This is a genomic window from Corynebacterium sp. NML140438, assembly GCF_001875725.1.
Lineage (GTDB): Bacteria > Actinomycetota > Actinomycetes > Mycobacteriales > Mycobacteriaceae > Corynebacterium.
Window position 1 is genome coordinate 58,553 of sequence record NZ_MLCQ01000003.1, and the last position, 23,411, is coordinate 81,963.

Annotated in this window: 18 protein-coding genes; 5 read left to right on the forward strand and 13 right to left on the reverse strand. The window is 64.2% G+C overall.

Going from position 1 to position 23,411, the window contains the following annotated elements; translation table 11 throughout:
• The first annotated feature begins 6 nt into the window (after positions 1 to 6).
• Together lepA and BJP08_RS00560 are read left to right on the forward strand one after the other, a co-directional pair.
• On the forward strand, positions 7 to 1,863 hold the full coding sequence (gene lepA / locus BJP08_RS00555) for a translation elongation factor 4 (RefSeq protein WP_071567682.1): 1,857 nt from the start codon (positions 7 to 9) through the stop codon (positions 1,861 to 1,863).
• Between the two features lie 342 nt (positions 1,864 to 2,205).
• A complete protein-coding gene (locus BJP08_RS00560; protein ID WP_071567683.1) occupies positions 2,206 to 4,917 on the forward strand; it encodes a Rib/alpha-like domain-containing protein in 2,712 nt (903 codons plus the stop codon).
• A gap of 153 nt (positions 4,918 to 5,070) precedes the next feature.
• Here BJP08_RS00560 and BJP08_RS00565 read toward each other — a convergent pair whose 3' ends face one another.
• Genes BJP08_RS00565 through BJP08_RS00575 form a run of 3 tightly spaced genes read right to left on the reverse strand, consistent with a single transcriptional unit; the run spans position 5,071 to position 8,377 of the window.
• Positions 5,071 to 6,933, reverse strand: coding sequence for a BCCT family transporter (locus BJP08_RS00565; protein ID WP_071567684.1), 1,863 nt, complete (start codon positions 6,931 to 6,933; stop codon positions 5,071 to 5,073).
• Between the two features lie 27 nt (positions 6,934 to 6,960).
• Entirely contained in the window at positions 6,961 to 7,734 is a 774-nt protein-coding gene (locus tag BJP08_RS00570) for a CPBP family intramembrane glutamic endopeptidase (protein WP_071567685.1), read from the reverse strand.
• On the reverse strand, positions 7,718 to 8,377 hold the full coding sequence (locus BJP08_RS00575; protein ID WP_071567686.1) for a hypothetical protein: 660 nt from the start codon (positions 8,375 to 8,377) through the stop codon (positions 7,718 to 7,720). The genes BJP08_RS00570 and BJP08_RS00575 overlap by 17 nt, the downstream gene beginning before the upstream one ends.
• 36 nt (positions 8,378 to 8,413) lie before the next feature.
• On the opposite strand from BJP08_RS00575, the gene BJP08_RS00580 reads away from it, so the two are divergent.
• Positions 8,414 to 9,628, forward strand: a complete 1,215-nt coding sequence (locus tag BJP08_RS00580; RefSeq protein ID WP_143109956.1) for an alpha/beta fold hydrolase — start codon at positions 8,414 to 8,416, stop codon at positions 9,626 to 9,628.
• Here BJP08_RS00580 and BJP08_RS00585 read toward each other — a convergent pair.
• The 10 genes from BJP08_RS00585 to BJP08_RS00630 all read right to left on the reverse strand — a co-directional run bounded on the left by BJP08_RS00585 (position 9,608) and on the right by BJP08_RS00630 (position 22,234).
• The gene (locus BJP08_RS00585) at positions 9,608 to 10,516 is read right to left on the reverse strand and encodes a ribokinase (RefSeq protein WP_071567688.1); all 909 of its coding nucleotides are present in this window, start codon (positions 10,514 to 10,516) and stop codon (positions 9,608 to 9,610) included. The genes BJP08_RS00580 and BJP08_RS00585 overlap by 21 nt on opposite strands.
• 18 nt (positions 10,517 to 10,534) lie before the next feature.
• Complete coding sequence (locus tag BJP08_RS00590; protein ID WP_071567689.1) at positions 10,535 to 11,860, reverse strand: ABC transporter ATP-binding protein; 1,326 nt, start codon at positions 11,858 to 11,860, stop codon at positions 10,535 to 10,537.
• Positions 11,844 to 12,629, reverse strand: coding sequence for an ABC transporter permease (locus BJP08_RS00595; protein ID WP_071567690.1), 786 nt, complete (start codon positions 12,627 to 12,629; stop codon positions 11,844 to 11,846). Before BJP08_RS00595 ends, BJP08_RS00590 begins: the two co-directional genes overlap by 17 nt.
• On the reverse strand, positions 12,626 to 13,534 hold the full coding sequence (locus tag BJP08_RS00600; RefSeq protein ID WP_071567691.1) for an ABC transporter permease: 909 nt from the start codon (positions 13,532 to 13,534) through the stop codon (positions 12,626 to 12,628). Before BJP08_RS00600 ends, BJP08_RS00595 begins: the two co-directional genes overlap by 4 nt.
• Positions 13,531 to 14,976, reverse strand: coding sequence for an ABC transporter substrate-binding protein (locus BJP08_RS00605; RefSeq protein WP_071567692.1), 1,446 nt, complete (start codon positions 14,974 to 14,976; stop codon positions 13,531 to 13,533). Before BJP08_RS00605 ends, BJP08_RS00600 begins: the two co-directional genes overlap by 4 nt.
• A gap of 11 nt (positions 14,977 to 14,987) precedes the next feature.
• Positions 14,988 to 15,974, reverse strand: a complete 987-nt coding sequence (locus BJP08_RS00610; RefSeq protein ID WP_071567693.1) for an LLM class flavin-dependent oxidoreductase — start codon at positions 15,972 to 15,974, stop codon at positions 14,988 to 14,990.
• Between the two features lie 9 nt (positions 15,975 to 15,983).
• Entirely contained in the window at positions 15,984 to 17,348 is a 1,365-nt protein-coding gene (gene brnQ / locus BJP08_RS00615; protein WP_071567694.1) for a branched-chain amino acid transport system II carrier protein, read from the reverse strand.
• Positions 17,349 to 17,407: 59 nt separating this feature from the next.
• A complete protein-coding gene (locus BJP08_RS00620) occupies positions 17,408 to 18,538 on the reverse strand; it encodes a phosphotransferase (RefSeq protein ID WP_071567695.1) in 1,131 nt (376 codons plus the stop codon).
• A 10-nt stretch (positions 18,539 to 18,548) separates the two neighbouring features.
• Complete coding sequence (gene treS, locus BJP08_RS00625; protein ID WP_071567696.1) at positions 18,549 to 20,258, reverse strand: maltose alpha-D-glucosyltransferase; 1,710 nt, start codon at positions 20,256 to 20,258, stop codon at positions 18,549 to 18,551.
• Positions 20,259 to 20,371: 113 nt separating this feature from the next.
• The gene (locus BJP08_RS00630) at positions 20,372 to 22,234 is read right to left on the reverse strand and encodes an ABC transporter ATP-binding protein (protein WP_071567697.1); all 1,863 of its coding nucleotides are present in this window, start codon (positions 22,232 to 22,234) and stop codon (positions 20,372 to 20,374) included.
• A 149-nt stretch (positions 22,235 to 22,383) separates the two neighbouring features.
• Here BJP08_RS00630 and BJP08_RS00635 point away from each other — a divergent pair, with 149 nt between their 5' ends.
• Positions 22,384 to 22,854, forward strand: coding sequence for a hypothetical protein (locus BJP08_RS00635; protein ID WP_143109957.1), 471 nt, complete (start codon positions 22,384 to 22,386; stop codon positions 22,852 to 22,854).
• Positions 22,854 to 23,411 (forward strand): isopentenyl-diphosphate Delta-isomerase, encoded by a 558-nt coding sequence (gene idi, locus BJP08_RS00640; protein ID WP_071567700.1) that lies wholly within the window; start codon positions 22,854 to 22,856, stop codon positions 23,409 to 23,411. Before BJP08_RS00635 ends, idi begins: the two co-directional genes overlap by 1 nt.

A 23,411-nucleotide genomic window follows, 5' to 3' on the forward strand; every position in this document is an offset into this window, starting at 1 on the left:
ACAATTATGGCTGCCCAAAAACGAAATTTCGCGGAAACGACGTTCACGGACCCGGAGCGGATCCGGAACTTCTGCATTATTGCCCACATTGACCACGGAAAATCCACGCTCGCGGACCGCATTTTGCAGCTGTCTGACGTTGTTGAGGCGCGTGAGATGCGTGATCAGTACCTGGACAATATGGATATTGAGCGCGAACGCGGCATTACCATTAAGGCCCAGAACGTCCGCCTGCCATGGACACCACGCTCCGGAGAGTTCGAGGGCCAGGAGATGGTCCTGCAGATGATCGACACGCCGGGTCACGTCGACTTCTCTTACGAGGTCTCGCGCGCGCTCGAGGCGTGTGAGGGCGCAATCTTGCTTGTCGACGCCGCCCAGGGCATCGAAGCCCAAACCCTCGCGAACCTGTACATGGCGATGGACAACGACCTGGAAATCATCCCGGTCCTGAACAAGATCGACCTGCCGGCAGCCGACCCGGAAAAGTACGCACTGGAAATCGCGAACATTATTGGCTGCGAGCCGGAGGATGTGCTGCGCGTTTCGGGCAAGACGGGCGTGGGTGTGCCGGAGCTTTTGGATAAGGTCGTGGAGTTGGTCCCGGCGCCGTCGTCCGAATACGACGCCGACGCGCCAGCCCGCGCCCTGATCTTCGACTCCGTCTACGACACCTACCGTGGCGTCGTGACGTACATCCGCATGATGGACGGCAAGCTGCTGCCGAACCAGCAGGTGCAGATGATGAACACCGGTGTGCGGCACGAGATCCTTGAGATCGGCGTGGTCTCGCCAACTATGAAGAAGACCAAGGGGCTCGGCCCCGGTGAGGTCGGCTACCTGATTACCGGTGTGAAGGATGTGCGCGAAACCCGCGTCGGAGACACCGTAACCTGGGCGAACAAGGGTGCTACGGAGCCGCTCGACGGCTTCGAAGAGGTCAAGCCGATGGTGTACTCGGGCCTGTTCCCGGTCTCCCAGGAGGACTTCCCGGCGCTGCGCGAGTCGCTGGAGAAGCTGCAGCTCAACGACGCCTCCCTGACCTGGGAGCCCGAGACCTCCGTGGCGCTGGGTTTCGGTTTCCGCTGTGGCTTCCTGGGCCTGTTGCACATGGAGATCACCCGCGACCGTCTCGAGCGTGAGTTTGACCTGGACCTGATTTCCACCGCGCCGTCGGTCACCTACCGCGTGATCGCCGAGGACGGCACGGAGCAGATGGTGCACAACCCATCCGACTGGCCAGGTGGTAAGCTGCAGGCGGTGTACGAGCCGATCGTCAACATGACGATCATCGTCCCGCAGGAGTTCGTCGGCTCCACGATGGAGCTGTGCCAGTCGAAGCGCGGCACCATGAAGAACATGGAGTACCTCTCGGAGGACCGCGTGGAGCTGCGCTACCACATGCCGCTCGGTGAGATCATCTTCGATTTCTTCGACATGCTGAAGTCTCGCACCAAGGGCTACGCCTCGCTGAACTACGAGGACGCCGGCGAGCAGGAAGCGGACCTGGTCAAGGTGGACATCCTGCTGCAGGGCGACCCCGTGGACGCGTTCTCCGCGATCGTGCACAAGGACTCCGCGCAGTGGTACGGCAACAAGATGACTAAGAAGCTCAAGGAACTCATCCCACGCCAGCAGTTCGAGGTCCCCGTCCAGGCGGCGATCGGCTCGAAGATCATCTCGCGCGAAAACATCCGTGCGCTGCGCAAGGACGTGCTGTCCAAGTGCTACGGCGGTGACATTTCGCGTAAGCGCAAGCTGCTTGAGAAGCAGAAGGCCGGTAAGAAGCGTATGAAGGCGATTGGCTCGGTTACCGTGCCACAGGAGGCGTTCGTGGCGGCGCTGTCGACCGACGAGGCGTAGCTTTTACCCCTGTATGTGGTGGAAATCACCGCATGTTTTTAGGGAATGAATTCCGCAAGAAAATCCACCGCGCGTGTGTGCGGTGGATTTTTTTATGACCTTGTAGTTTTCCTTCCGATTGTTGGGCGGAAGAAAAATACTCAAACAACTCCAGTAGGAATAGAAGAGATAAAAGGAGCGTAAATATGCGGTTTCTAAAACTTCTGTATCTGGCAAACGTGCAGGTAGGAGAATTGTCTATCGCGTGTCGTATATTTTTGTTTCGCAAAGTACGGTGTTAATTTGCGGGAAACTCTGTCGTAGCATCAGGGTGAATTAGTTACCTCCGAAAGGACACCCCTGATGCGAAACGTTGGACCGGTTCCCGCTGCGCACCGCCGTGCGCTTATCGCCGGAACGATCATCTGCTCGCTCGCACTCAACACAGTGCACGCGAATGCAACCACCCCGCACTACGCGACCAATCCCGAGCGAGCCGCTGAGCAACTCGGTGAAAACCAGAACTGGCGTGACAGTAAAGGCACCGTCACCCCCGCAGTCAGCCCCGAAGACACGGAAGACGCACGCCAAGTCATTGAACGCGACGCAATCGCAGCCGGGCGCGTCACTTCCCTCGAACAAATCGAAGAGGGACACGCCAAAGGCGTTGTACAGGGCCGTGTCGTGCTAGCTACCGATGCGCACTCACTCAGTGCAGCACAGCGCGAGCTTGGTAACGGCTACACCGTGTACCTGCAATGGATGGACAACACATCGCCTGCGTCGCCTATCTTCTCGGCCAAAACTCACACCCTTGCAGACGGCACCCCTCCCGGTGAAGGCTATTTCGCGTTCGACAACCTCAACTGGATTGACGCGAAGGGCACCCTGCACCACTTCAACCCGGAGTCGGATGGTGAACACACCCGCTACAAGATGTGGTTGCGTCCCAACCAGCAAGGTCCCGCTGGCAACCCCCTAGTCACGCTGCGCCAAGCACCCGGCTCCGGGGTCGGGTTTATGAACCCCGACTTTGATGGGCCAGGCGGCTCCAAGGTGATTGAGGGCTCCGCTCTCACACACGCTACCATTTACGCAGCAGAACAGCCCCTGGCCACCGACACGCCCTTCCCATTTACTCGACCACGCAACGAATGGCGTCTCGACGAACAAGGCCCATCCACTGAGCGACCACAGTACTCAGTTTCGGGCAAGGTGTACTGGTCCAGCATCGACCACCTTGGCGGGTTCCCACAGAAAACTGAAGGACAGGATGGTGACGGCAACTACGTAGTAATGAGCCGGTTGAGCGAAGAGGGCGTCGAAAAGCTGAAAGAAGCCGTCGGGCAGATCGTGGACCCTGTTCAGCGCTCCCAGGCTCAGGCTGCCTACCTGAAGGAACACCCGGAAACTATTGCCGAGACTGTGATTGGCAAAGTCGTAGACGGTAATTACACCCTGCGCTTCAAAGGACGCGTAACCGAAGACTCGCTCTATGGATTCGTTGTCGCAGGTACAAAGAACTCCGGCCCGACACAGCAAGTACTTCCTGCGTTCTCCGGCTGGGCTGTGCCGGAATTCGGCCCCGCCGGTGAACACTCCGTGCTTCCAGCAGCTAGGTACCATACAACTGGTACCTACGCAGCCGACGGTGTAGACTTCGCCCTCGTCCCCGACGCCACGGACCCCATGCTGAGCATCAGCGCTTCCGTTGGCACGCACCGCGCGAAACCCGGCGACGTGGTTCACCCATTCATCGAAATGGTGGCAGCGCTCGGCCAATCCGCAGACATCGAATGGACCAACGCCGATGGTGTCACCTACGCCAGATGCAACGAGGACAACTTGAACGCTTGCTCCTTCACCGTCCCCGAAGACGCCAAAGACGGCGACATGTTCCAAGCCAGACTGATGGTTGAGGCACAGATTGTGGCCTCGGCGCAGTTCGAAGTTGGCACGAACACACTCGCAGAAGACTACCAACCACAATGGGACAACATCACGGTTGAAGCAGGCAAGCAAGCCACCGCTCCTGCACCTACACTTGACGACGCCCGCTCCAAGATCAACGAGCGCCTCACCCCAAGTCAGGACGTAGCATTCGCCCGCGATGCGAAAACTCCAGACTGGGTCACCATCGCCGAGGACGGTTCGCTGACCGTCAACCCGCCAGCCGGAACGAAACCAGGGAAGCACAGCGTCCCCGTGAACGTGACGTACCCAGATACGTCGACGGAGACCGTGAACGTTGCCGTAACGGTCACGGCGCCGCCAAGCGTGGTGCCGTCCACCTCGGCTAAGCCGTCAACGTCGGCGAAGAAGCCGAACCCGCCGGTGAAGCCATCGCCTTCGGACAAACCTTCGGTCCCGGCGAAGCCAAGCCCGTCGGCGAAGAAGCCGAACCCGCCGGTGAAGCCGAGCCCGTCGGCGAAACCATCGACTTCGGCGAAGAAGCCGAGCCCGTCGGTGAAGCCGAACCCGCCGGTGAAGCCGAGTCCGTCGGCCAAGCCATCGACTTCGGCGAAGAAGCCAAGTCCACCGGTGAAGCCGAACCCGTCGGTGAAGCCGAACCCGCCGGTGAAGCCATCGACTTCGGCGAAGAAGCCAAGCCCGTCGGTGAAGCCGAACCCGTCGGTGAAGCCGAGCCCGTCGGCGAAGCCATCCACCTCGGAGAAACCTTCGACTACTCCGCGCAAGGCGAAGGCGCCGACCCTGGAAGCACTCATCGAAGGCGAAACAATGCTTCGTGGCAGCGCCGATGGTGTGAACCAAACGCTGACAGTATCGGTAACTGGGCAGAAGGAAGTTACGGTGCGAAGCGACAAGAACCGTCGCTGGAGTGTGCAGTTAGCGCAGCCACTGCGCGCGGGGGACGTCGTGAAGGTTCGTGATGCTGCGGGCAACGAAACGAAAACGACTGTTCAGGCGAAACCGACCACAGAACCTGCACCAGGTTCTTCAGCGGGCAGCATTGTGGGCATCGTGCTCGGAATTTTGGCGGTGCTGATCGGTGGTGCGGTCGCGTTTGGACTGCACACGGGTATGTTGAAGCTGCCCGGGGTGCTGCACCGATGAGGTGAGACTCGGCGATAAAACCTAAAAGGTAGTAACAGGATGGTAGCAATCCGGATTTAGGGGGACATTTTTCGGATTACTACCATCCTGTTACTACCATTTGCGCTTCTGAGGTGTTGGGGCGCCACCCACGCCGTTGATCACCCCGCTCAACTAGTCCTTCTTGGAATCTGAACCAGACTCCGAATCGGCGTCGTCGGTCTCTGGCTCGTAGCCGTCGGCCCAGGTGCCGGTTTCGTAGTCGTAGCCGACGTTTTCGCCGTCTTCGTTGGTGCGCTGGTACCAATCGGTGACGTGGGCGGCGGTGGAGTCGAAGTCGGCGCCGGCGCCTTTGCCTTCGTCGGCTTGGTTGACGGTGAGTTCGAAGTCGTCGCCGTATTCTTCGAGGCCCTTGATGACGGCGGCGCGCATGGCGGAGCGCGCGTAGGTGTTGCGGATCGCGAGTGGGTCGGTGGACAGGTCTCGGAGGAATGCGACGCCGATGAAGATCAGGATGACGGAGAAGGGCAGCGCGGAGAGGATCGTCAGGGACTGCAGGCCGGAGAGGGCGTCTTCGCCGCCGGTCAGGAGCATGACGACGGCGATGCCCATCATGCACGCGCCCCAGAACAGCACGATCAGCTTCTTCGGTGCAGGGTCGCCCTTGGAGGACATGGTGCCCATGACGACGGAGGCGGAGTCGGCTGAGGTGATGAAGAAGATGGACAGGATGACGATCAGGAGGGCGGACGTCAGGCCGTAGAAGGGCAGTTGCTCGAACATGGCGTAGAGGACGCTTTCGGTGGAGCTGGTGCCGTCGAAACCTAGGATGTTGTCCCGGTTGAAGGAGATGGCGGTGCCGCCGAAGATGGTGAACGCGAGGATGAGCACGGTCGTCGGTACGACGATGGTGACGATGACGAACTGGCGGAGCGTGCGACCGCGGGAGATGCGGGCGATGAACATGCCGACGAATGGGGTCCAGGCGATCCACCATGCCCAGTAGAAGGCTGTCCACGCTGCTTGGAAGTCGAGGGTTTCCGTGCCCCAGGTCAGGGAGCGGGACGCCATGTCCATGTACTTGTCGACGTACGCGATGGTGCCGGATGGGATCAGGTTCGTGAGGAACAGGGTCGGGCCGGTGACGAAGACGAAGAAGATCGCGCCGAGTGTCAGCGTGATGTTGATGTTGGAGAGGATGCGCACGCCCTTGGACACGCCGGAGACGGCGGAGATCATGAAGCCGGTGGACAGCAGCATGACGATGGCGATGAGCACGCCGGTGGATACTTCGATGCCGCCGACGATGGAAACGCCTTCGGTGATTTGCAGCGCGGCAATGCCGAGGGATGCTGCGGTGCCGAAGAGGGTGGCGACAATCGCGAGGATGTCAACGATCTTACTGGTCCATGTCGCCCCACCCTTGGTCAGTGGGGTGAAGATGGAGGACAGGAGGGAGACTCGGCCGCGTCGATACGTTGAGTAGGCGAGTGCGCCGCCGACGAGCGCGTAGGCCGACCATGGTGAAACGCCCCAGTGGAAGTGGGACTGCGCCATGGCTTGGTGCAGGGCTTCGGGGGTTTCGGCGTCGACAGTTAGTGGTGGTGGGGTGATGTAGTGGTTGAGGGGTTCGGAGGGGCCGAAGAAGAAGATACCGACGCCAATACCTGCGGCGAACATCATGGCGATCCACGAGAAGAAGGAGTACTCCGGCTCCTCGTCGTCCTTGCCGAGCTTGATGGTGCCGAAGCGCGAGAACGCGATGACGAGCATCAGGACGACGCAGCCGGACATGATGATGTTAAACAGCCAACCGAAGTTGTACATGCCCCAGTTCAATGCGCTGCCGGCGACCTCGCCGACGGTGTCCGGGGCGCTGATGCCCCAAATGATGAACGCGACGATGAGCACCGCTGTGACACCGAAGACGAGTTTGTCCACCCCGAATCGGTTGCGTTGTTCTTCTACGCTGATTCCCGGGACGAGTCCGGGGTGCATGTCGTCGGGGTAGGCGGGTGCAGCATTGGTGCTGGACATGAGGTTCTCCTTGAGATTGTGAGTCTCTTAGTTAACCGCATCCTGGACGATATGGCTAGTTGGGTCCGGACGTTTTCGACGGTTCACGGCGAGGAGGAGCAACGTTGTGCCGATGGTGAACGCGGAGGAAAACGCCAGGTCAACCCACCCAATGTCGGTGGGGCTGGCGTCGGGTTCGATGAAGAAGACAGAGATATTATTAAACGCGTGCATCACTACTGCGGCTTCGAGTCCGCCGGTGTACCAGACCAGGACTGAGACGCAGAGGGCGAATACGAGGATGTCGGTGAGCCCGATCCAGTTGTATTCGTGCAAAGCGACGAAGGGGATGACGGGTACCGCGTACGCCACCCACGGCGAGCGCACCCACGTGCCGACGATTTGGGGGATAGCGCCGCGGAATATGAACTCTTCCGAAGCCGCCTGAAACGGCGTGATGAGCACGTACATCAGCAGGATTGGCGTGAGGTCGATGTCTTCCCACGGCGTGGTCAGGCCGAACAGCACCAGCATGACGAGGCTGCTGCGAAACACGATTGGCCAGCGTACGCGGCCCGCCACGCTGACGAGCACCGCCGGATCGCGCCCGGCCGCTCGAGCTGCGAGAAACGCCGCCGGTAGTGTCAGCGCGAGGCTGAGCACGATGGCCAGCTGGGAGTCCATGTCGCCGGTTACGTCCAGAAACGCGACGGCTGCAAGGGTGAACGCGAGGAAGAACGCGACGAGTAGCAGCGCCTCCACGAGCCCGCGCCACCACGGCCGTTCAGCGGCGAGGAGGTGGTACTCAGGGTAGGGCTGCAACGGCGACCTCCAGCGCGATGCTCGCGGAAGCACCCGGGATCAGGGTCACGCCGCGGCGGTCTTCGCCGAGCAGCGCTGGCTCCACGCACACGAAGTGCGCCCAGTCGTCGTCGCCGAGGTCCTCGGCTACGCGGCAGACGTCGGGGCTCGGGTTCCACACCACGAGGTGGTCGGTGCCGGTGCAGGTAAACGTGAGCTCGCGGGTGGCGTCGCGGAGGACGGCGCTGGTCGCCCCGGCAATCACGGCGTCGGTCTCCTTGCCAAAGCGTAGCGATCCCTCCACCGTCTTCAACTCGCCGTCGGTTTTGTCGAGGAAGCGGGAGCCGTCGACACCCGAGAGTTCCGCTGTCGCCGCGTCGCAGGCCCAGTAGGGGTGCAGTGCGATCTGGACGGGCCGCGGGGTGGACGCGCCGTTGGTGATGGTCAGTTCGAAGCGCGAGCGGGCGTCGTCAAGCTGGGTGCGGAAGACGAGGTGGAAGTTGTCGTGGCTCACGCGCATCGTGTCGCCGTCGTGTTGCCACTCGAGGCTGGTTGCCCAGCCGTGCATCTGCTCGCCGAGGGTCTGTGCGAACCACGGGGCGACAACTGGGATGCCTCCGTGGGCCGGATTGTGCTGGGAATGAAAAAACAGTGGTTGTGTCACGGCTCCCAATGCTAGTGGGGGTATAGCATGAGGGCCATGTCTCTGTTTGCTTCCTCTCTCCACTGCGTTGATGTTCCCTTCGAGCGCGAGGGGGTGCAGCTGTTCGCGCGCATCGTGCGCGGCGCCACAACCGCGAAGGACGCGTCGGCGCTGCTCTTCCTCCAGGGAGGCCCGGGCTTCCCGAGCCCGCGCGAGCGCTTCGAGTGGATCGAGTACGCCACCAAGCGCGGCTACCAAGTGGTGCTGCTGGATCAGCGTGGCACGGGCCGCTCCTCCCGCATCGATCGCGCCATGCTTGGCGACGCCACCATCGACTTCACCCGCCTGCGCGCCGACGCCATCGTGGACGACGCGGAAGCGCTGCGCCGCACGCTGGGGCTGGCGAAGTGGGACGCGCTGGGCCAGTCCTTCGGCGGGTTCTGCCTGGTGCACTACATGCTGCGCTACCCGGAGTCGCTGCGTGCGGCGCTGTTTACGGGTGGGTTGCCCTCGATCAGCAGGGGAGTGGACGAGGTGTACGAGGCAACGTTCGCCACCGTGCGGGCCCGCCACGAGGAGCTCTTCAACGCAGTGCCGTGGGCGCAGGAGCGCATCGCGGAGGTGTGCGAGCACCTCGAGCAGCGCGAGGAGTTCCTGCCAACCGGGGAGCGGCTGAGCGCGCGGCGTTTCCGGACCATCGGCACGCTACTGGGGCAGGAGGGCGGCGCAGGCACGATCGCGGCGCTGCTCGAGGACCCCTTCCACCCGAACGGTGCGATGCGCACGGACGTGCTGGCGCAGATCGGCGCGCTGGTCAGCTACGAGTCCGGCCCGCTCTACGGGGTGATCCACGAATCCATCTACGGCGGTACCGTACCGGGCGCGACCGCGTGGTCGGCGCAGCGCGTCGCCGAGCGCACTCCCGGCTTCGGCGCCGACGAAGGGCTGCTCACCGGTGAGCACGTCTTCCCGTTCCAATTCGACGAGGACCCGGCACTGCGCCCCTTCAAGGAGGCGGCGCACGAGCTGGCGGCCAAGGACGACTGGCCCAACCTCTACGCAGGCGCTGCGGGGTTCAACGCAGTCGACCACGGGATTCGGACCGCGGCGGCCGTCTATACGCAGGACATGTACGTGCCGCGCCAGTTCTCCCTCGAGACCGCCGAGGCACTCGGCATCAACGTGTGGGAAAACGAGCACATGCAGCACGACGGGCTGCGTAAACACGGCGAGGCCGTGCTGGGCAAGTTGCTAGAAATCGTAGGCGTCTAGCTCGGCGGCGCTCGGGTAGGAGGGCTGCGCGCCGGGCTTCGTCACAGCGATCGCGCCAACCTTCGCCGCGACCTTCGCGGCCTCATCCAGGGTGTCGCCCTCAACCAGGCGGTGGCACAGCGCGCCGGCGAACGCGTCGCCAGCGCCGACGGTGTCGACGGCCTCCACACGCGGCGTATCCACCGGGCGCAAGCCCTCCGCGTCGGCGATGAGCGCCCCGGCCGCGCCGAGGGTGAGCACGACGGAGGCGAAGCCGGCGTCGAGAAGCTGCTGGGCCAGCTGCTCCGGGGTCTCCTGCGGGGAGACGCTGAGCTGCTCGAGGATGAGGCCGGCCTCGTGCTCGTTGGCGAGCAGCGGGTCGGCGGCGAGCAACGCCTCCCGATCCACCTCCACGACTGGTGCCAGATTGATGACGACGCGCGCACCGTGGGCCTGTGCCAACTCGACCGCCTTGGCGAAGCCGTCCGCGGGGATCTCGCCCTGCAGCAACACGAGCGAGGCGTCCTCGATGGCAGCGACGTGGCGCTCAACGTGGTTCGCGTCCACCTCGGCGTTCGCGCCGGGCACGACCAGGACGGTGTTCTCGCCGTCGGCCGCCACGGTGATCACGGCCAGGCCGGTGACCTCCTCTTTCTGCTCGACGTGGGTGAGGTCCACGCCCGCGACCTCCAGGAGCGCGAGCGCCGGCGCCGCGTTCGAGTCCTTACCAACCGCGCCGACCAGCGCCACATGCGCGCCCAGCTTCGCGGCTGCGCACGCCTGGTTGGCGCCCTTGCCGCCGGCGGTGAGCCCGCCGCCTTCGCCCAGTAGGGTTTCGCCCGGGTTAGGGTGGCGGGCAACGTTGACGGTGAGGTCTGCGTTAATGGAACCAACTACTACGATCTTCATACCCACCCACAGTAGCGCCTAAAACATGCTGTCGATGAGGCGCCGCGTGTATTCGTGCTGCGGATTGTGCAGGACGTCCTGGGTGCGGCCCTCCTCCACGATGCGCCCTTCGTGCATCACGACGGTGCGGGGGCACAGCGCGCGCACCACGCCAAGATCGTGGGAGACGAACACGAGGGTGGAGGAAAGCTCGTCGAGCAGGGTGATCACCTGGTTGCGCAGGGTGGCGTCGAGGGCGGAGACGGGCTCGTCCGCAAGCAGGATTTCGGGGGTGGCGGCGGTGGCGCGCGCAATGGAGATACGTTGGCGCTGCCCGCCGGAGAACTCGCGGGGCAAGCGCCGCTCGGTGCCCTCGAGACCGACCGCGGCAAGCATCTCGCTGGCCCGCCGCGTATCGACGCCCGCCTCCTCGACTGACGCCCCGACCCGCATCCGTGGGTCGAGTGAGGAATAAGGGTCCTGGAACACCATCTGGCAGCCGCCGCCAACGCGCACCTCCCCGGAGTCGACGTCGCGCAGGCCAGCGATGACGTGCAGGAGGGTGGTCTTTCCGGAGCCAGAACCGCCCACGATGCCGATACGCTCGCCCCGGCGGACCTCCAGGTTCACGTTGCGAAGGGCTTGAGTGGTGCCGCGGGTGACGGAGACGTCGCAAAGCGTGACCACGGGCACGCCCACCTCGCGCGGCGCAGTCGCGAGCGTGGGCAGCGCCGGGTTGAGTAGCGCGCGCGAGTAGGCACTGTCCGCCGGTTCGATCGCCCCGGCGCGAAACACCAGGACTTCCTGCGTCATGTGGTTGACCACGGGCATGTCGTGGGAGATGAACAGCAGGCCCATGTCGCGGCGGCGTACCACGGTGTCGATGAGGTCCAGGATTTGGCGTTGGACGGTGACGTCGAGGGCGGTGGTGGGCTCGTCGCAAAGTAAGAAGTCGGGGTCGCCGGCGAGGGCGAGAGCGATGAGCACGCGTTGGCGCTGCCCGCCGGAGAGTTCGTGCGGGTAGGCCTCGGGGCGGTCGACGCCGACTTCCTGCAGCAGGTGCCGCGGCACGACCTTGCCGATTTTTGTCAGCGGGTCGAGTGCCGTCATGGGCTCTTGGAAGACCATCGCGACGCGGGAACCGCGCACGCGGCGGCGGGTCCGCTCGGAGGTGCCGACCATTTCGACGCCGTCGACGGTGATGGAACCTTCGGCCGGGAGGCCCGTGAGCCCCATGATGGACAGCGCCGTGAGTGACTTGCCGGAGCCGGACTCGCCGATGATGCCGAGGCGCTGGCCGCGCTCGAGCGTGAAACTGATGCCGTGCAGCAGGCCCTCGATGCGGAGGTTAGAAACGTTGATCACGGTGGCCTCCTGCTACGTTGCACGCGAGAATCGTCAGCGCGATGGCCAGCGCCGGCCACAGCGCAAGGTGCGGGGCGGTGGCCAGGTAGGGCTGGCTGGCCTGCAGCATCCGGCCCCAGGACGCGTAGGGCGCCTGCACGCCGAAGCCGAGGAAGGACAGGCCCGACTCGGCCAGCACCGCCATGGAAAACGCGACCGCGATCTGGGTGATGACCACCGGCAGGATGTTCGGCAGCACGTGGCGCCACGCCACCATAATCCCAGGTACCTTGTTCAGGCGCGCGGCCAGGATGTAGTCCTGGGACATCACGCGAAGCGTGGCCACCCGCGAGACCCGGACGAACCCGGGGATACCCGCGATGCCAAGGGCGAGCACCACGATCCACATGCTGGCGCCGAACGCAGCGGTCAACGCGATGGCCAGCAGCAGCGCCGGAAACGCCATGAGCACGTCGCTGCCGCCCATGACCGCGCGCTCCGTCCAGGAGCGGCGCATGCCCGCGAGCACCCCGAGTGGTACGCCCACAAGCAGGGAGAGCGCCGCGGCACCTGCGCTCGCAGCAACGGTGTAGCGCGCGCCCATCATGATGCGCGAGAGTAGGTCGCGGCCCAGCTCGTCGGTGCCGAGCAGGTGCGTGGCGCTCGGCGCGGCGAGGCGGTCGGCGGGCATCGCCTGCAGCGGGTCGTAGGGCGTCCACACCAGTGAGAGCACCGCCACGAACGCGATCGCCCCCAGCGTCGCCCACCCAGCTATTCGTTTCGGGTTCACTTCGCCCTCCTGACACGCGGGTCAACGACCCCGTAGGCGATGTCAACAAGCGCGTTGACCAGCAGCGTGAACGCCACCAGCAGCATCATCGTGGACTGCACCGCCGTGATATCGCGGTTGCGCACCGAGTCCAGCAGGAAAGAGCCCAGGCCGGGGATGGCGAAGACCTGCTCAACCACCACGGCGCTGACCACCAGCGCGGACAGCTGGATGCCCACAACGGTGAGCACCGGCAGCGCGGCGTTGCGAAGCACGTGCTCGCGCACCACCTGTGGCATGCTCGCGCCCGTCGCACGGGCCGTGCGCACGTAGTCGCGCCCGAGCTCCTCGGACACCGCGGTGCGGATATACCTCGCCAGAATCGCGGTTTGCACTGCGGTCAGCGACAGCACCGGCAGCACCGCGTGCGCGACCGTGCCCCACCCGTTGGCTGGCAACCAGCCCAAGTGCACAGAAAACACCGCCACGGCCACAATGCCGACAACGAAGCTCGGCACCGCTATGCCCAGCTGCGTCAGTCCGGACAGCACTGTACTGTTTCGCCGCGCCAACCAGATCCCGGCCGGGAGCGCGAGAGCAAGCGAGAGCGCCATCGCGGCGACCGCCAACACCAGTGAGACCCCAGCGCGCTGCCAGATCACCGGGCCCAAGTCCGCGCCGCTTGCCAGCGACACCCCGAAATCACCGCGCAGCATCGCGACCATCCAGCTCACGTACTGGGCCACCAGCGGGCGGTCCGTCCCCAACGTGTGCGACAGCTCCGCCACCGCCTCATCCGAGGCGTTCAGACCGAGCGCGATGCGCGCCGGGTCGCCCGGGATGGCTCGCAGCAGCAGGAAGATCACCACGCTGGCGGCGGCCAGCAGCGCGAGCAGCCGCAGCAGCGTTGATGCAACGTGTTTCATCGGCGCACCTCGTTGAGTGGCAGGGAGTCGGTGACTACGTTCGGGTCGAGCCCGTGCACGCCCGGCGCGTAGAGCACGATGTTCGGCGCGTTGACCAGGGTGAGCGCCCCGGCGTCGGCCATGATGGTGTCCACCGTGGCCCGCAGGTCGCCCTGGGCCATGAGCTCGCGGGCGTGCGCCGAGTCGTAGCCGAAGTAGTAGTCCGGGTTGCCGAACATGTGCACCATGTCGCGCGGCTCCACGTGCGAGATAATCGACGCCTGATAGTCGTGCTGCTTGTGCACCTTGTTCAGCCACACCGCCGGGAACTCCACGGTGTGCAGTGTGACGCGGAAGCCGACGCTGCGGAGCTGGGAGTAGATGAGCTCGCTGGCGGTCTGCGCGTACGGCAGGCTGGGCACCTCGATGGTGACCTCAGGGGTGCGCCCAGCGAGCAGCTCGCGGGCTTTGTCGTGGTCGAAGGGGTAGTAGTTGGTACCGTTAAACCATGGGTCGGTCGGTGGAACGGGCGCGCCGCCGGTGTCGGTGGCCAGCCCGTTGTAGACCACGGCGTTCAGTGCATCGCGGTCGATGGCGTAGGCAGCGGCCTGCCGCACGGTGACGTCGTCGAAGGGTGCGGCCTTGTTGTTCATGCTGAAGATCACCTCGCCGTTGGTGGTGCCGACTGCGGTGGTGATGTCGTCTGGCAGGGCGTCGAGGAGCTGTGGCGCCTGCATCGCCCACACGACGTCCACATCGCCGACGCGCAGCGCGTTGACCGCGGCGATGGCGTCGCCGAAGTAGCGGATCATCGCGCCGCTTTCCGGCTGGGTGCCCCAGTAATCGGGCCGTGGGTCGAAGGCAATCGAGTGGCCGAGCTCAAAGGCGCGCAGCGTGTACGGCCCGGTGCCCAGCGGGTCGCGCGCAAGCCTTCCCACGGAGTCGGGCGTCATCATCGCGCCTGTCATCGTGCCCATGGACCACAGCCACTGCTCGCTCGGCGCCTTTAGCGTCACTTCGAGCGTGAGCGGGTCTACGGCACGCGCGGATGCGACCGGGTCCATGTTTTCCTTGATGCCGTTGACCCAGGAGTCTTTCACGTAGTTGATGGAGAAGACGGCGTCGCTGGCGTCGAAGGGGGAGCCGTCGGAAAATGTTACGCCGTCGCGCAGGTCGAAGGTGTAGACGGTGCCGTCGTCGCTTACGCGCCACGAGGTCGCCAACCACGGCTGGGGCTGGCCGTGGGCGTCGATACGCACGAGCGTCTCATAGATATTGCCCATCAGCGCCTGGGGTGCCGCGGCACCGCCGATGGAGGTGAAGTCGAGACCCGCAGGGGGCCCTTGCGTTGCGACGACCACATCCTCCCGCGGCGCCGCAGGACCGCACGCGGCGAGGCTCATCCCAAGCGCGGCGCCGAGCGTCGACGCCACCAGCCCGCGCGACAGGGTGCTGAAATGCATGGGTGTAGAGTCTAGCGGTCCCAGACTCCTGCGAGAATTTCCATCGAACGCAGCGCCTCTTCGTGCGTCGGGGCCTGCAGGGAAATCATCAGTTCGTCCGCGTGCGCGGTGGCGGCGAAGTCGGTGAGGTAGCCGCGGACCTGCTCACTGGTGCCAGCCGCGGTGTAGCGCAGCATGCCGATAATCTGCTGGCCCTGCGGGGAACGCATCACCTCGTCGAGTTGCTCGTCGTTGAGCATGGTGCCACGGCGCCCGATCATGGCGCGCACTCGGTTGCGGTGCACCAGGTGGGTCTGGCGCTCGGCGTCCTCGGCGGTGTCTGCCGCGGTGACGTTGACGGCCGCGATGCAGTAGGGCTCCGGGTAGCGCTCGGACGGCTCGTAGTTTTCCTTGTAGTACGCCGTGGCCTGCTCCAGCATGTTGGGGGCGAAGTGGGAGGCAAAGGAGTACGGCAGGCCGAGCTTCGCTGCCAGCGAGGCGCCGAACATGGAGGAGCCGAGGATATACAGCGGCACGTTGGTGCCTGCGCCCGGTACCGCGTTCACCCCGGCGAGCGGGGAGTTGTCGCTGAGCCAGGCCTGCAGCTCCAGCACGTCCTCCGGGAAGTGCTCGGCCGCCCGCGGGTCGCGCCGCAGGGCGCGGCCGAGCGTTTGCTGGTCGGTGCCCGGGGCGCGGCCAAGGCCGAGGTCGATGCGGTTGGGGTAGAGCTCCTCGAGCATCCCGAACTGCTCTGCAACCACGTACGGCGAGTGGTTCGGCAGCATCACGCCGCCCGCGCCGAGCCGGATGCGCTCGGTTTTCGCCCCGATGTGGGCGATGAGGACCGAGGGCACCGAAGAGACAATGCTGTGCATGTTGTGGTGCTCGGAGTACCAAATACGCGAATACTCCAGCGATTCCGCCTTCTGTGCGAATGCAACGGAGCGCTGCATTGCGTCGGCGACGGACTCGCCGGAGTATCGGGTGCAAAAATCAATCAGTGAGAGTGGAAGAGGCATGGCCCCACACTACGCGCTGATGGTCTCCGCGTGTTTTTTCGGACGGGCCAGGTCCACTACTAGACCAATTACGAACGCGATCGCCACCGGCAGGACCCAGCCAAGGCCTACCGCGTCGAGTGGAGCCCAGCTCACCAGCGGTCGCAGGGCGTCGGCACCCCAGCCCAGGGAAATGAACGTCTCGATTGCGGACCAGACCACAGCAACCCAGATCGGCAGGAAAAACGCCCAACGGAAGGCCATGCGGCGCTTGAACGCTGGCTCGACCAGGGTGACAAAGATCAGGGCGATGGCCGGCGGATACAGGAAGCCGATGACTGGGGCTGCGATCGTCATCACGAAGTCCAGACCCTGGGTCGCGATGACCATCGAGGTGATAGTGAAGATTACCGCCCACGTGCGGTAGGCACCGCCAAACTCAGTAGAGAAGTACTCCGCCGTCGCAGTAATCAGGCCAACCGCGGTAGTCAGGCATGCCAGCAACACGATCAGCGAGAAGATGACCTGGCCTGCCTGGCCCATTGTTAAGTGAGCCGCCTCTGCCAATAAGCCGGCACCATTGTCGAACCGGGTGGCATCCGGCATGATGCGGCCGATCATGCCCAGGCCGACATAAATCACCGCCAGCAGCGCGCCTGCGCCGACGCCCGCTGCGATCGTACCGTTGACCAGCTTCTTGCCCTCAGGGAAGCCCTTCGAGCGCAGTGTGGAAATTACGACAATGGAAAAGGCCAGCGCGGCGATGGAGTCCATCGTCAGGTAGCCCTCCAGCAGGCCGGTCGGGTACGGGCCGGACTGGTACTGCTCCGAAGGGGCGGATGGCTCAGCGCTCCAGCGTGACAGGGAGACGGCGATCATCACGACCAGCAGGATGACCAGCGCCGGGGTGAGGAACTTGCCGAGCTTTTCCATAATGGTGTTCGGGTTCCAGCTCAGCGCCAGGGCGATGCCGAAGAAGATGACGTTAAACACGCCGGAGGCGAAGAGCCCAGAGACGTTGAACAACGGGGTGATGGCCGTTTCCATCGAGACCGCGCCGGTACGTGGCAGCGCGTAGAACGCACCGATGGACAAGTAGGCGAGCACAGGGAATGCGACGCCGAAGATGCTGCCGGCGCGCTGCGCGAGGTCGCGCACGTTCGCGCCGGACAGCGCAATCGCGATGACCGCCAGCACCGGCAGCAGCGCGCCGGTGCTGAGGAAGCCGAGGATAGCAGGCCAGAAGTTATCGCCTGCCAGTACGGCCAGGGTTGGTGGGAAAATCAGGTTGCCGGCTCCGAAGAACATGGAGAACAGCGCCAGCGCGGTGACGATGACCGCCTGGGTGGAGTTCCCCTGTTTCGTGCCCGTGTGAGCGTTCTGTGTGTGGTCCATTGCCACACAGTACAACACACAGCGAAAAAATGGGAAATCTTTTCCATTCTGTGAGACGTTTATACGAGTGTTTCGATCGCCCTTAGCGGAATCTCCACCCAATCAGGGCGGTTGTTCGCCTCGTACACCACCTCGTACGCCGCCTTGTCCACCACGTACGCAGCGAGAACTGGATCCTCACTCGCGGGGGCAGTGCCGTAGCCTTCCAGCAGCTTTTCGACGTGCTCCCGCTCCCAGGCAGCGTCAAAGTTGCCCACAGCCGCGGCATACCCGTAGGAGCGGATCATCCCGGCGACATCGCGCAGCGGGTGATCGGGCAGGCGGCGCTCCTGCAGGGGACGCGCGGGCTCGCCCTCGAAGTCGATGAGGAACCACTGCGAGTCCGTCTTCAGTGTCTGCCCAAGGTGGAGGTCGCCGTGGACGCGCTGCGTGGTCAGGGATGTAGCGGCGGTGCTGGCGGAGCTGGCGTCGAGAAGCGAGTAGAGCTTCAGGATGCGCTCGCGGTACTGCTCGAGCACCGGGGCGCGCTGAATGTAGGAGTCAAGGTGCCGCGTGAGCCGCGTGCGCAGCGCCGACGGGCTGGCAGTCTCGGTGGGGAAGGCGTCGGCGAGCGCGGTGTGTACCTGGCGGATCGCGGTACCGAGCGCCTTCGTATCGTGTGCGTCGAGCTTGCCTTCCGTAGCAAGCACGAACCCGTCAGTGCCGCCTACGATGCAGTCCTGCTGCATCGCCAGGGTTTGGCCATCGCGGGTCGCGTAGCCGCGCACTGCGGCGACGGCAGGGCAGTCCGCGATCTGGCTCAAAAGCTCCACATCCGGGTTGAGTCCGTCCTCGAGGCGGCGGAACACCTTCACAATGTGCTCGCCAACCACCAGCGAGGTGTTTGACTGCTCGGCACCGAGCGGACGGGCTCCGGCGGAGTCGATGGCGCCCTCCACCGCGCCAAACTTTGCGACGTTGGCCAGGTAGGCCTCGGCGCCCTCTGGGGTGTGCAGGACGTCGCGGGTGCCGGTGGCGTCGACAAACACTTGGTAGTGGTCGACCGTGCCGCCGTGGTGCACCGCGAGAATCTGCCAGGTGAAGCGTTCCCCGGTTGTGGGGGAGGTGACATCTTCCGCGGCGACGACATCGATGGCGTCAACCGGCTCGGACTTCGCGCCGTAGAAGCGCTGCGCAGCAATATCAATCATGTGACCAATGTTAGGAGATATCGAACCAGAAGAAGCCATGAGGCGCGAGTGTGCTCAGCCACGGTAACTCGCCGATGGCCGGGAACTCCTCGCCGCCGGTCAGCTCGCGGGGCACCACACCGTTGTAGCGCGACAGATCCATCTCGACGGCCTGCGGGCGCGAGGACATGTTGTGCACGCACAGGATCCGCTCTCCCTCGTACTCGCGGATAAACGCCAACACCTGCGGGTTCTCGTGATCAACCTCGATGTAGGAGCCGCGCCCGAACGCGCGGTACTGTTTGCGGATCATGATCATCTGGCGCACCCACTGCAGCAGCGAGTTCTCCAGCTTCATCTGGGACTCTACGTTGACGATGTCGTAGCCGTACTGGTCGTTGCGCACCGGCGGCAGGTAGAGACGCTCCGGGTCCGCCTTGGAAAAGCCACCGTTGCGGTCGTTCGACCACTGCATCGGGGTACGCACACCGTCGCGGTCCGGCAGCCAGATGTTGTCGCCCATCCCGATCTCGTCGCCGTAGTACAAAAACGGCGACCCAGGCAGGGACAGCAGCAGCGCGTGCGCAAGCTCCAGACGGCCGCGGTGCCCACCCAGCAACGGCGCAAGCCGCCTGCGGATACCCACGTTCGCCCGCATCCGTGGCTCGAACGCATAGTTTTGGTACATGAACTCGCGCTCCTGGTCCGACACCATCTCGAGCGTGAGCTCGTCGTGGTTGCGCAAGAACATACCCCACTGCGCGGACTCCGGAATCGGAGGCGTCTCACGCAGGATATCGACGATCGGCTGCGCCAACTCCTGGCGGATCCCCATGAAGATGCGCGGCATGACTGGGAAGTGGAACGCCATCTGGCACTCGTCACCCTCGCCCTCACCGAAGTAGGCGACGACCTCCTCCGGGAGCTGGTTTGCCTCCGCAAGCAGGAAGCGCCCCGGGTACTCCTCATCAAACATCGCGCGGACCTTCTTAATGAACCCGTGCGTCTCCGGCAGGTTCTCCGACGACGTGCCCTCGCGCTCGAAGAGATACGGGATAGCGTCGAGGCGGATACCGTCCATCCCCAAGTCCAGCCAGAAGCGGATGACGTCCAAAATCTCTTCCTGGACCGCCGGGTTGTCGTAGTTTAGGTCCGGCTGGTGGGAGAAGAAGCGGTGCCAGAAGTACTGCTTGCGCACCGGGTCGAAGGTCCAGTTGGACTCCTCGGTGTCGATGAAGATGATGCGGGTGCCGGCGTACTTCTCCGGGTCATCCGACCACACGTAGTAGTCCCCGTACGGGCCGGAGGGGTCGCGGCGGGACTCTTGGAACCAGGGGTGCTGGTCGGAGGTGTGGTTGATCGGAAAGTCGGTGATGATGCGGATGCCGCGGCGGTGGGCGGCGTCGATCAGGGAGACGAAGTCTTCCACCGTGCCGAACTCCGGCAACACCTTGCGGAAGTCCCGGATGTCGTAGCCGCCGTCCTTCAGCGGTGAGTCGTAGAACGGTGGGATCCAGAGGCAGTCGACGCCGAGCCACTGCAGGTAGTCCAGCTTGGACTCGAGGCCCTGCAGCGTGCCGGAGCCGGTGCCGTTCGGGTCGAAGAAGGCGCGGACCAGCACCTCGTAGAACACCGCGTCCTTGTACCACTCTGGGTCAGGGCGCTCCCACGGCTCGGCGGCAGGGGTCGGCGTGGAGAAGTCGGTGGCTTGCGGGGTAGGGAGTTTCGCGTTTTCGTCCATGCCTCCTCACAGTAGCTTGATTGCCTCAGCCATGCGCCGGACGGCCTCCTGCAGGATCTCGGGCGAGGTGGCGAAGTCAGGCTGCCCTCACTCGCCACAGGCTCGCAGGGTTGCTACTCCTCCTCGTTGTCGTCGGAGTGGAAGCCGAACGCCTGTAACCTGGCGCGATCCGCCGCAGACGAGGAAGCGGTGAGCTGTAGCAGCTCTGAATAAATACCGCCAGAGACCGCGAGCTCCGCAGGGGTTCCAATTTCGTCGATGCGGCCGTCGCGCAACGTGATAATGGTATCGACGTCCGCGATGGTGGACAGCCGGTGCGCGATCATGATGGTGGTGCGGTTCTCCATCAACGCGTCGAGTCCGGCTTGCACGGCGCGCTCCGCCTTCGTGTCGAGGGCGGAGGTGGCTTCGTCGAGAATCAAGATTGGGGCGTCCTTGAGCATTGCCCGTGCGACGGCGACGCGCTGGCGCTGCCCGCCGGACAAACGCAGGCCGCGCTCGCCGATGACGGTGTCGTAGCCGTCGGTGAACTTCATGATGAAGCCGTGCGCGTTGGCACGTTTGGCCACCGCGACTACCTCGTCCATCGTCGCGTCCGGCTTGCCGTAGGCGATGTTTTCAAACACGGTGCCAGAGAACAGCGCTGCCTCCTGGAACACCACGCCCGTGGTCGCGCGTAGCTTTTCGACGCCCAGCTCCGCCAAGTCCTTCCCACACACCTTCAGCGTGCCCTCCTGGATGGGGTAGAGGCCCAGCAGCAGGTTGACGATGGTGGACTTGCCGCCGCCGGACTCGCCGACCAGGGCGATCTTCTCCCCGGCGTGGGCGCTGAAACTCATGTCGTGGATGACGGTCTCGCCGGGCTCGTACTCGAAGATGACCGAGTCGAACTCCACGACAGGTTCGCGGACCGGCAGCGGGCGGTGCTCCTCAACGGTAAGCTCCGGCACACCTGAGGTCTGGGTTGCGGCGACGAGCTCGCGGTTCGCGGTCGGCTCCACCAGCTCGTCCATGACCTGGAAGTAGTCGCGGGAACCTGCGACGGCGCGCTGCGCGCTGTCGACGATCCAGCTCAGCATCATCACCGGCTGGCGGGCCATCGTGACCAGTTGGATGAGCATGACCATGTCACCGATACTGAAGTGGCCCTGGATGGTGCGCACGAACAGGATCATGTAGATCCCCATGAAGATCAGCGACATCGCCAGCCCGCGCAGGGCGTCCATGGAGTGCCACCAGCGCGACTGCGGGCGGGTGATGCTCACCGTGTTGTTGTAGTGGTTGCCGAATTTGTCCAGCTCGCGCACCTCGGCCACGTACGACTTTGTGACCTTGACCTGGCCGACGACCTCCGCGAAGCGCCCGTTCGCTTCGTCGATCTGCGCGTTCTTTTCTGCTTCCCACTTCTGCCACCGCTTCGAGGTCAGCGCCGTCAGCCACGTGTAGATGGGGAAGAGTGCCAGCAACAGCAGGGTCAGCGGCCAGTAGTAGAAGGACGTGATGATGAGGATGGCGATGATCTGGATGATCATCGGCAGGAAGTTGTTGGAGAAGGACTGTATGAACTGCGTCACCGTAGCAATCGAGCGGTCCAGCCTGGCAATGATGGTGCCGGTGACCTGGGTGTCGAAGTAGCGCTGTGGCAGCGAAAGCAGCTTGGCGAAGTAGCGGGTGGACAGGATCTGCCGGATCCTCGCCGCCATGACGTCGCCGAGGTAGCCGGAGACGTTCTTCGCCAGCTCGCTGAGCGAGGTTGCGATGAACAGCGCGAACGCGAGCCACAGGACGGTGCGCACTGGGTCGGCGGGAGCGGCGGCTGACTCGTTGATGGCGTCGACAATGGTGTCGGTGGCCTCGCGCACGATGAATGGCGAAATGAGCCCGAGGCCTGCCACAATCGTCGAGATCACAACGATGGCGAGGTAGAACGGCCACAGGGCAGAAGCGCTTTTTAACACACGGGTGAGAGATTGCATAGGTGGCCCAGCGTAGCGCGACCGGGAGATACTCGTACAATAGTGACCAATTGTTTTCGCTTGAACCATACGAAAGGGCACTGATGCGCCACCACACACTGTCAGCTGCGGCCTTGCTGCTCGTTACTACTCTCACGCTGGGCGGGTGCGTGTCAGAGGATGACACTGCAACCCCCACTGACATCGAGGTGACGACGCCCACTGGCGCCCCACAACCCGAGTTTCACCAAGAATTCGTGGACCCGGTGGTGTCCAAGGAGATCACCGGCAAGCGCGTCGATGACCCGAAGATGAAGCTGTCCTACAAGTGGCAGGGCAGCAGCTACGGCGCCGGCTCCGGCGGCATCATTGTCGTTGCGGTGACGAACAAGAGCGACGTTCCAATGCCAGTTGATGTGCTCAAGCCGAAGCTGCGCTACAACACCGGCAACAACAAGTTTGTCGACGCCAACCCCATCAGCGCCGAGCAGGCCGGGGTCGACATCCTCGGCGTCGACCGCCCGTTGGGTCCGGGGGCGACCACGAACGCGAAGTACGCCTTCGACGTGACCCCGGACGGCCTCTGGGACGCGGAGTTCACGATCGGTAACGTCACGTTCAAGGGGAACCTGAATAACTAATGCGCGAAGAAGTAATCCTGCTCGGCGACGACGGGGCTCCGATCGGGGCCGCGGACAAGGCCGAAGTCCACACTGGAGACACCCCGCTGCACCTGGCGTTTTCTTGCTGGCTGTTTAACGAGGCTGGTCAGCTGCTGCTCACCCGGCGCGCATTAGGAAAGAAGACGTGGCCAGGGGTGTGGACGAACTCGTTTTGCGGCCATCCCGGCCCCGGCGAGGACGTGCCGGCGGCGATCCTGCGCCGCTCCATAGAGGAGCTGCGCCTTCCGGAGGGCGCCGTGCTGGACGTGACGCCGGTGCTCCCGGAGTTCCGCTACCGCGCGGTGGACTCTTCCGGCATCGTCGAGTACGAGGTCTGCCCGGTCTACTCAGCGTGCCTGGCGCCGGGGCACGAGGCCTTGGACCCGAACCCGGACGAGGTGGACTCGTGGCACTGGGCGGACCCCGCCGACGTTGTCCGCGCGGCGGACGCCACCCCGTTCGCGTTTTCGCCGTGGCTGGTCGAAGAGCTGGCGGATAAGCGGCTGCGCGCTGTGCTGGAGCGCGCCGGGCGCTAA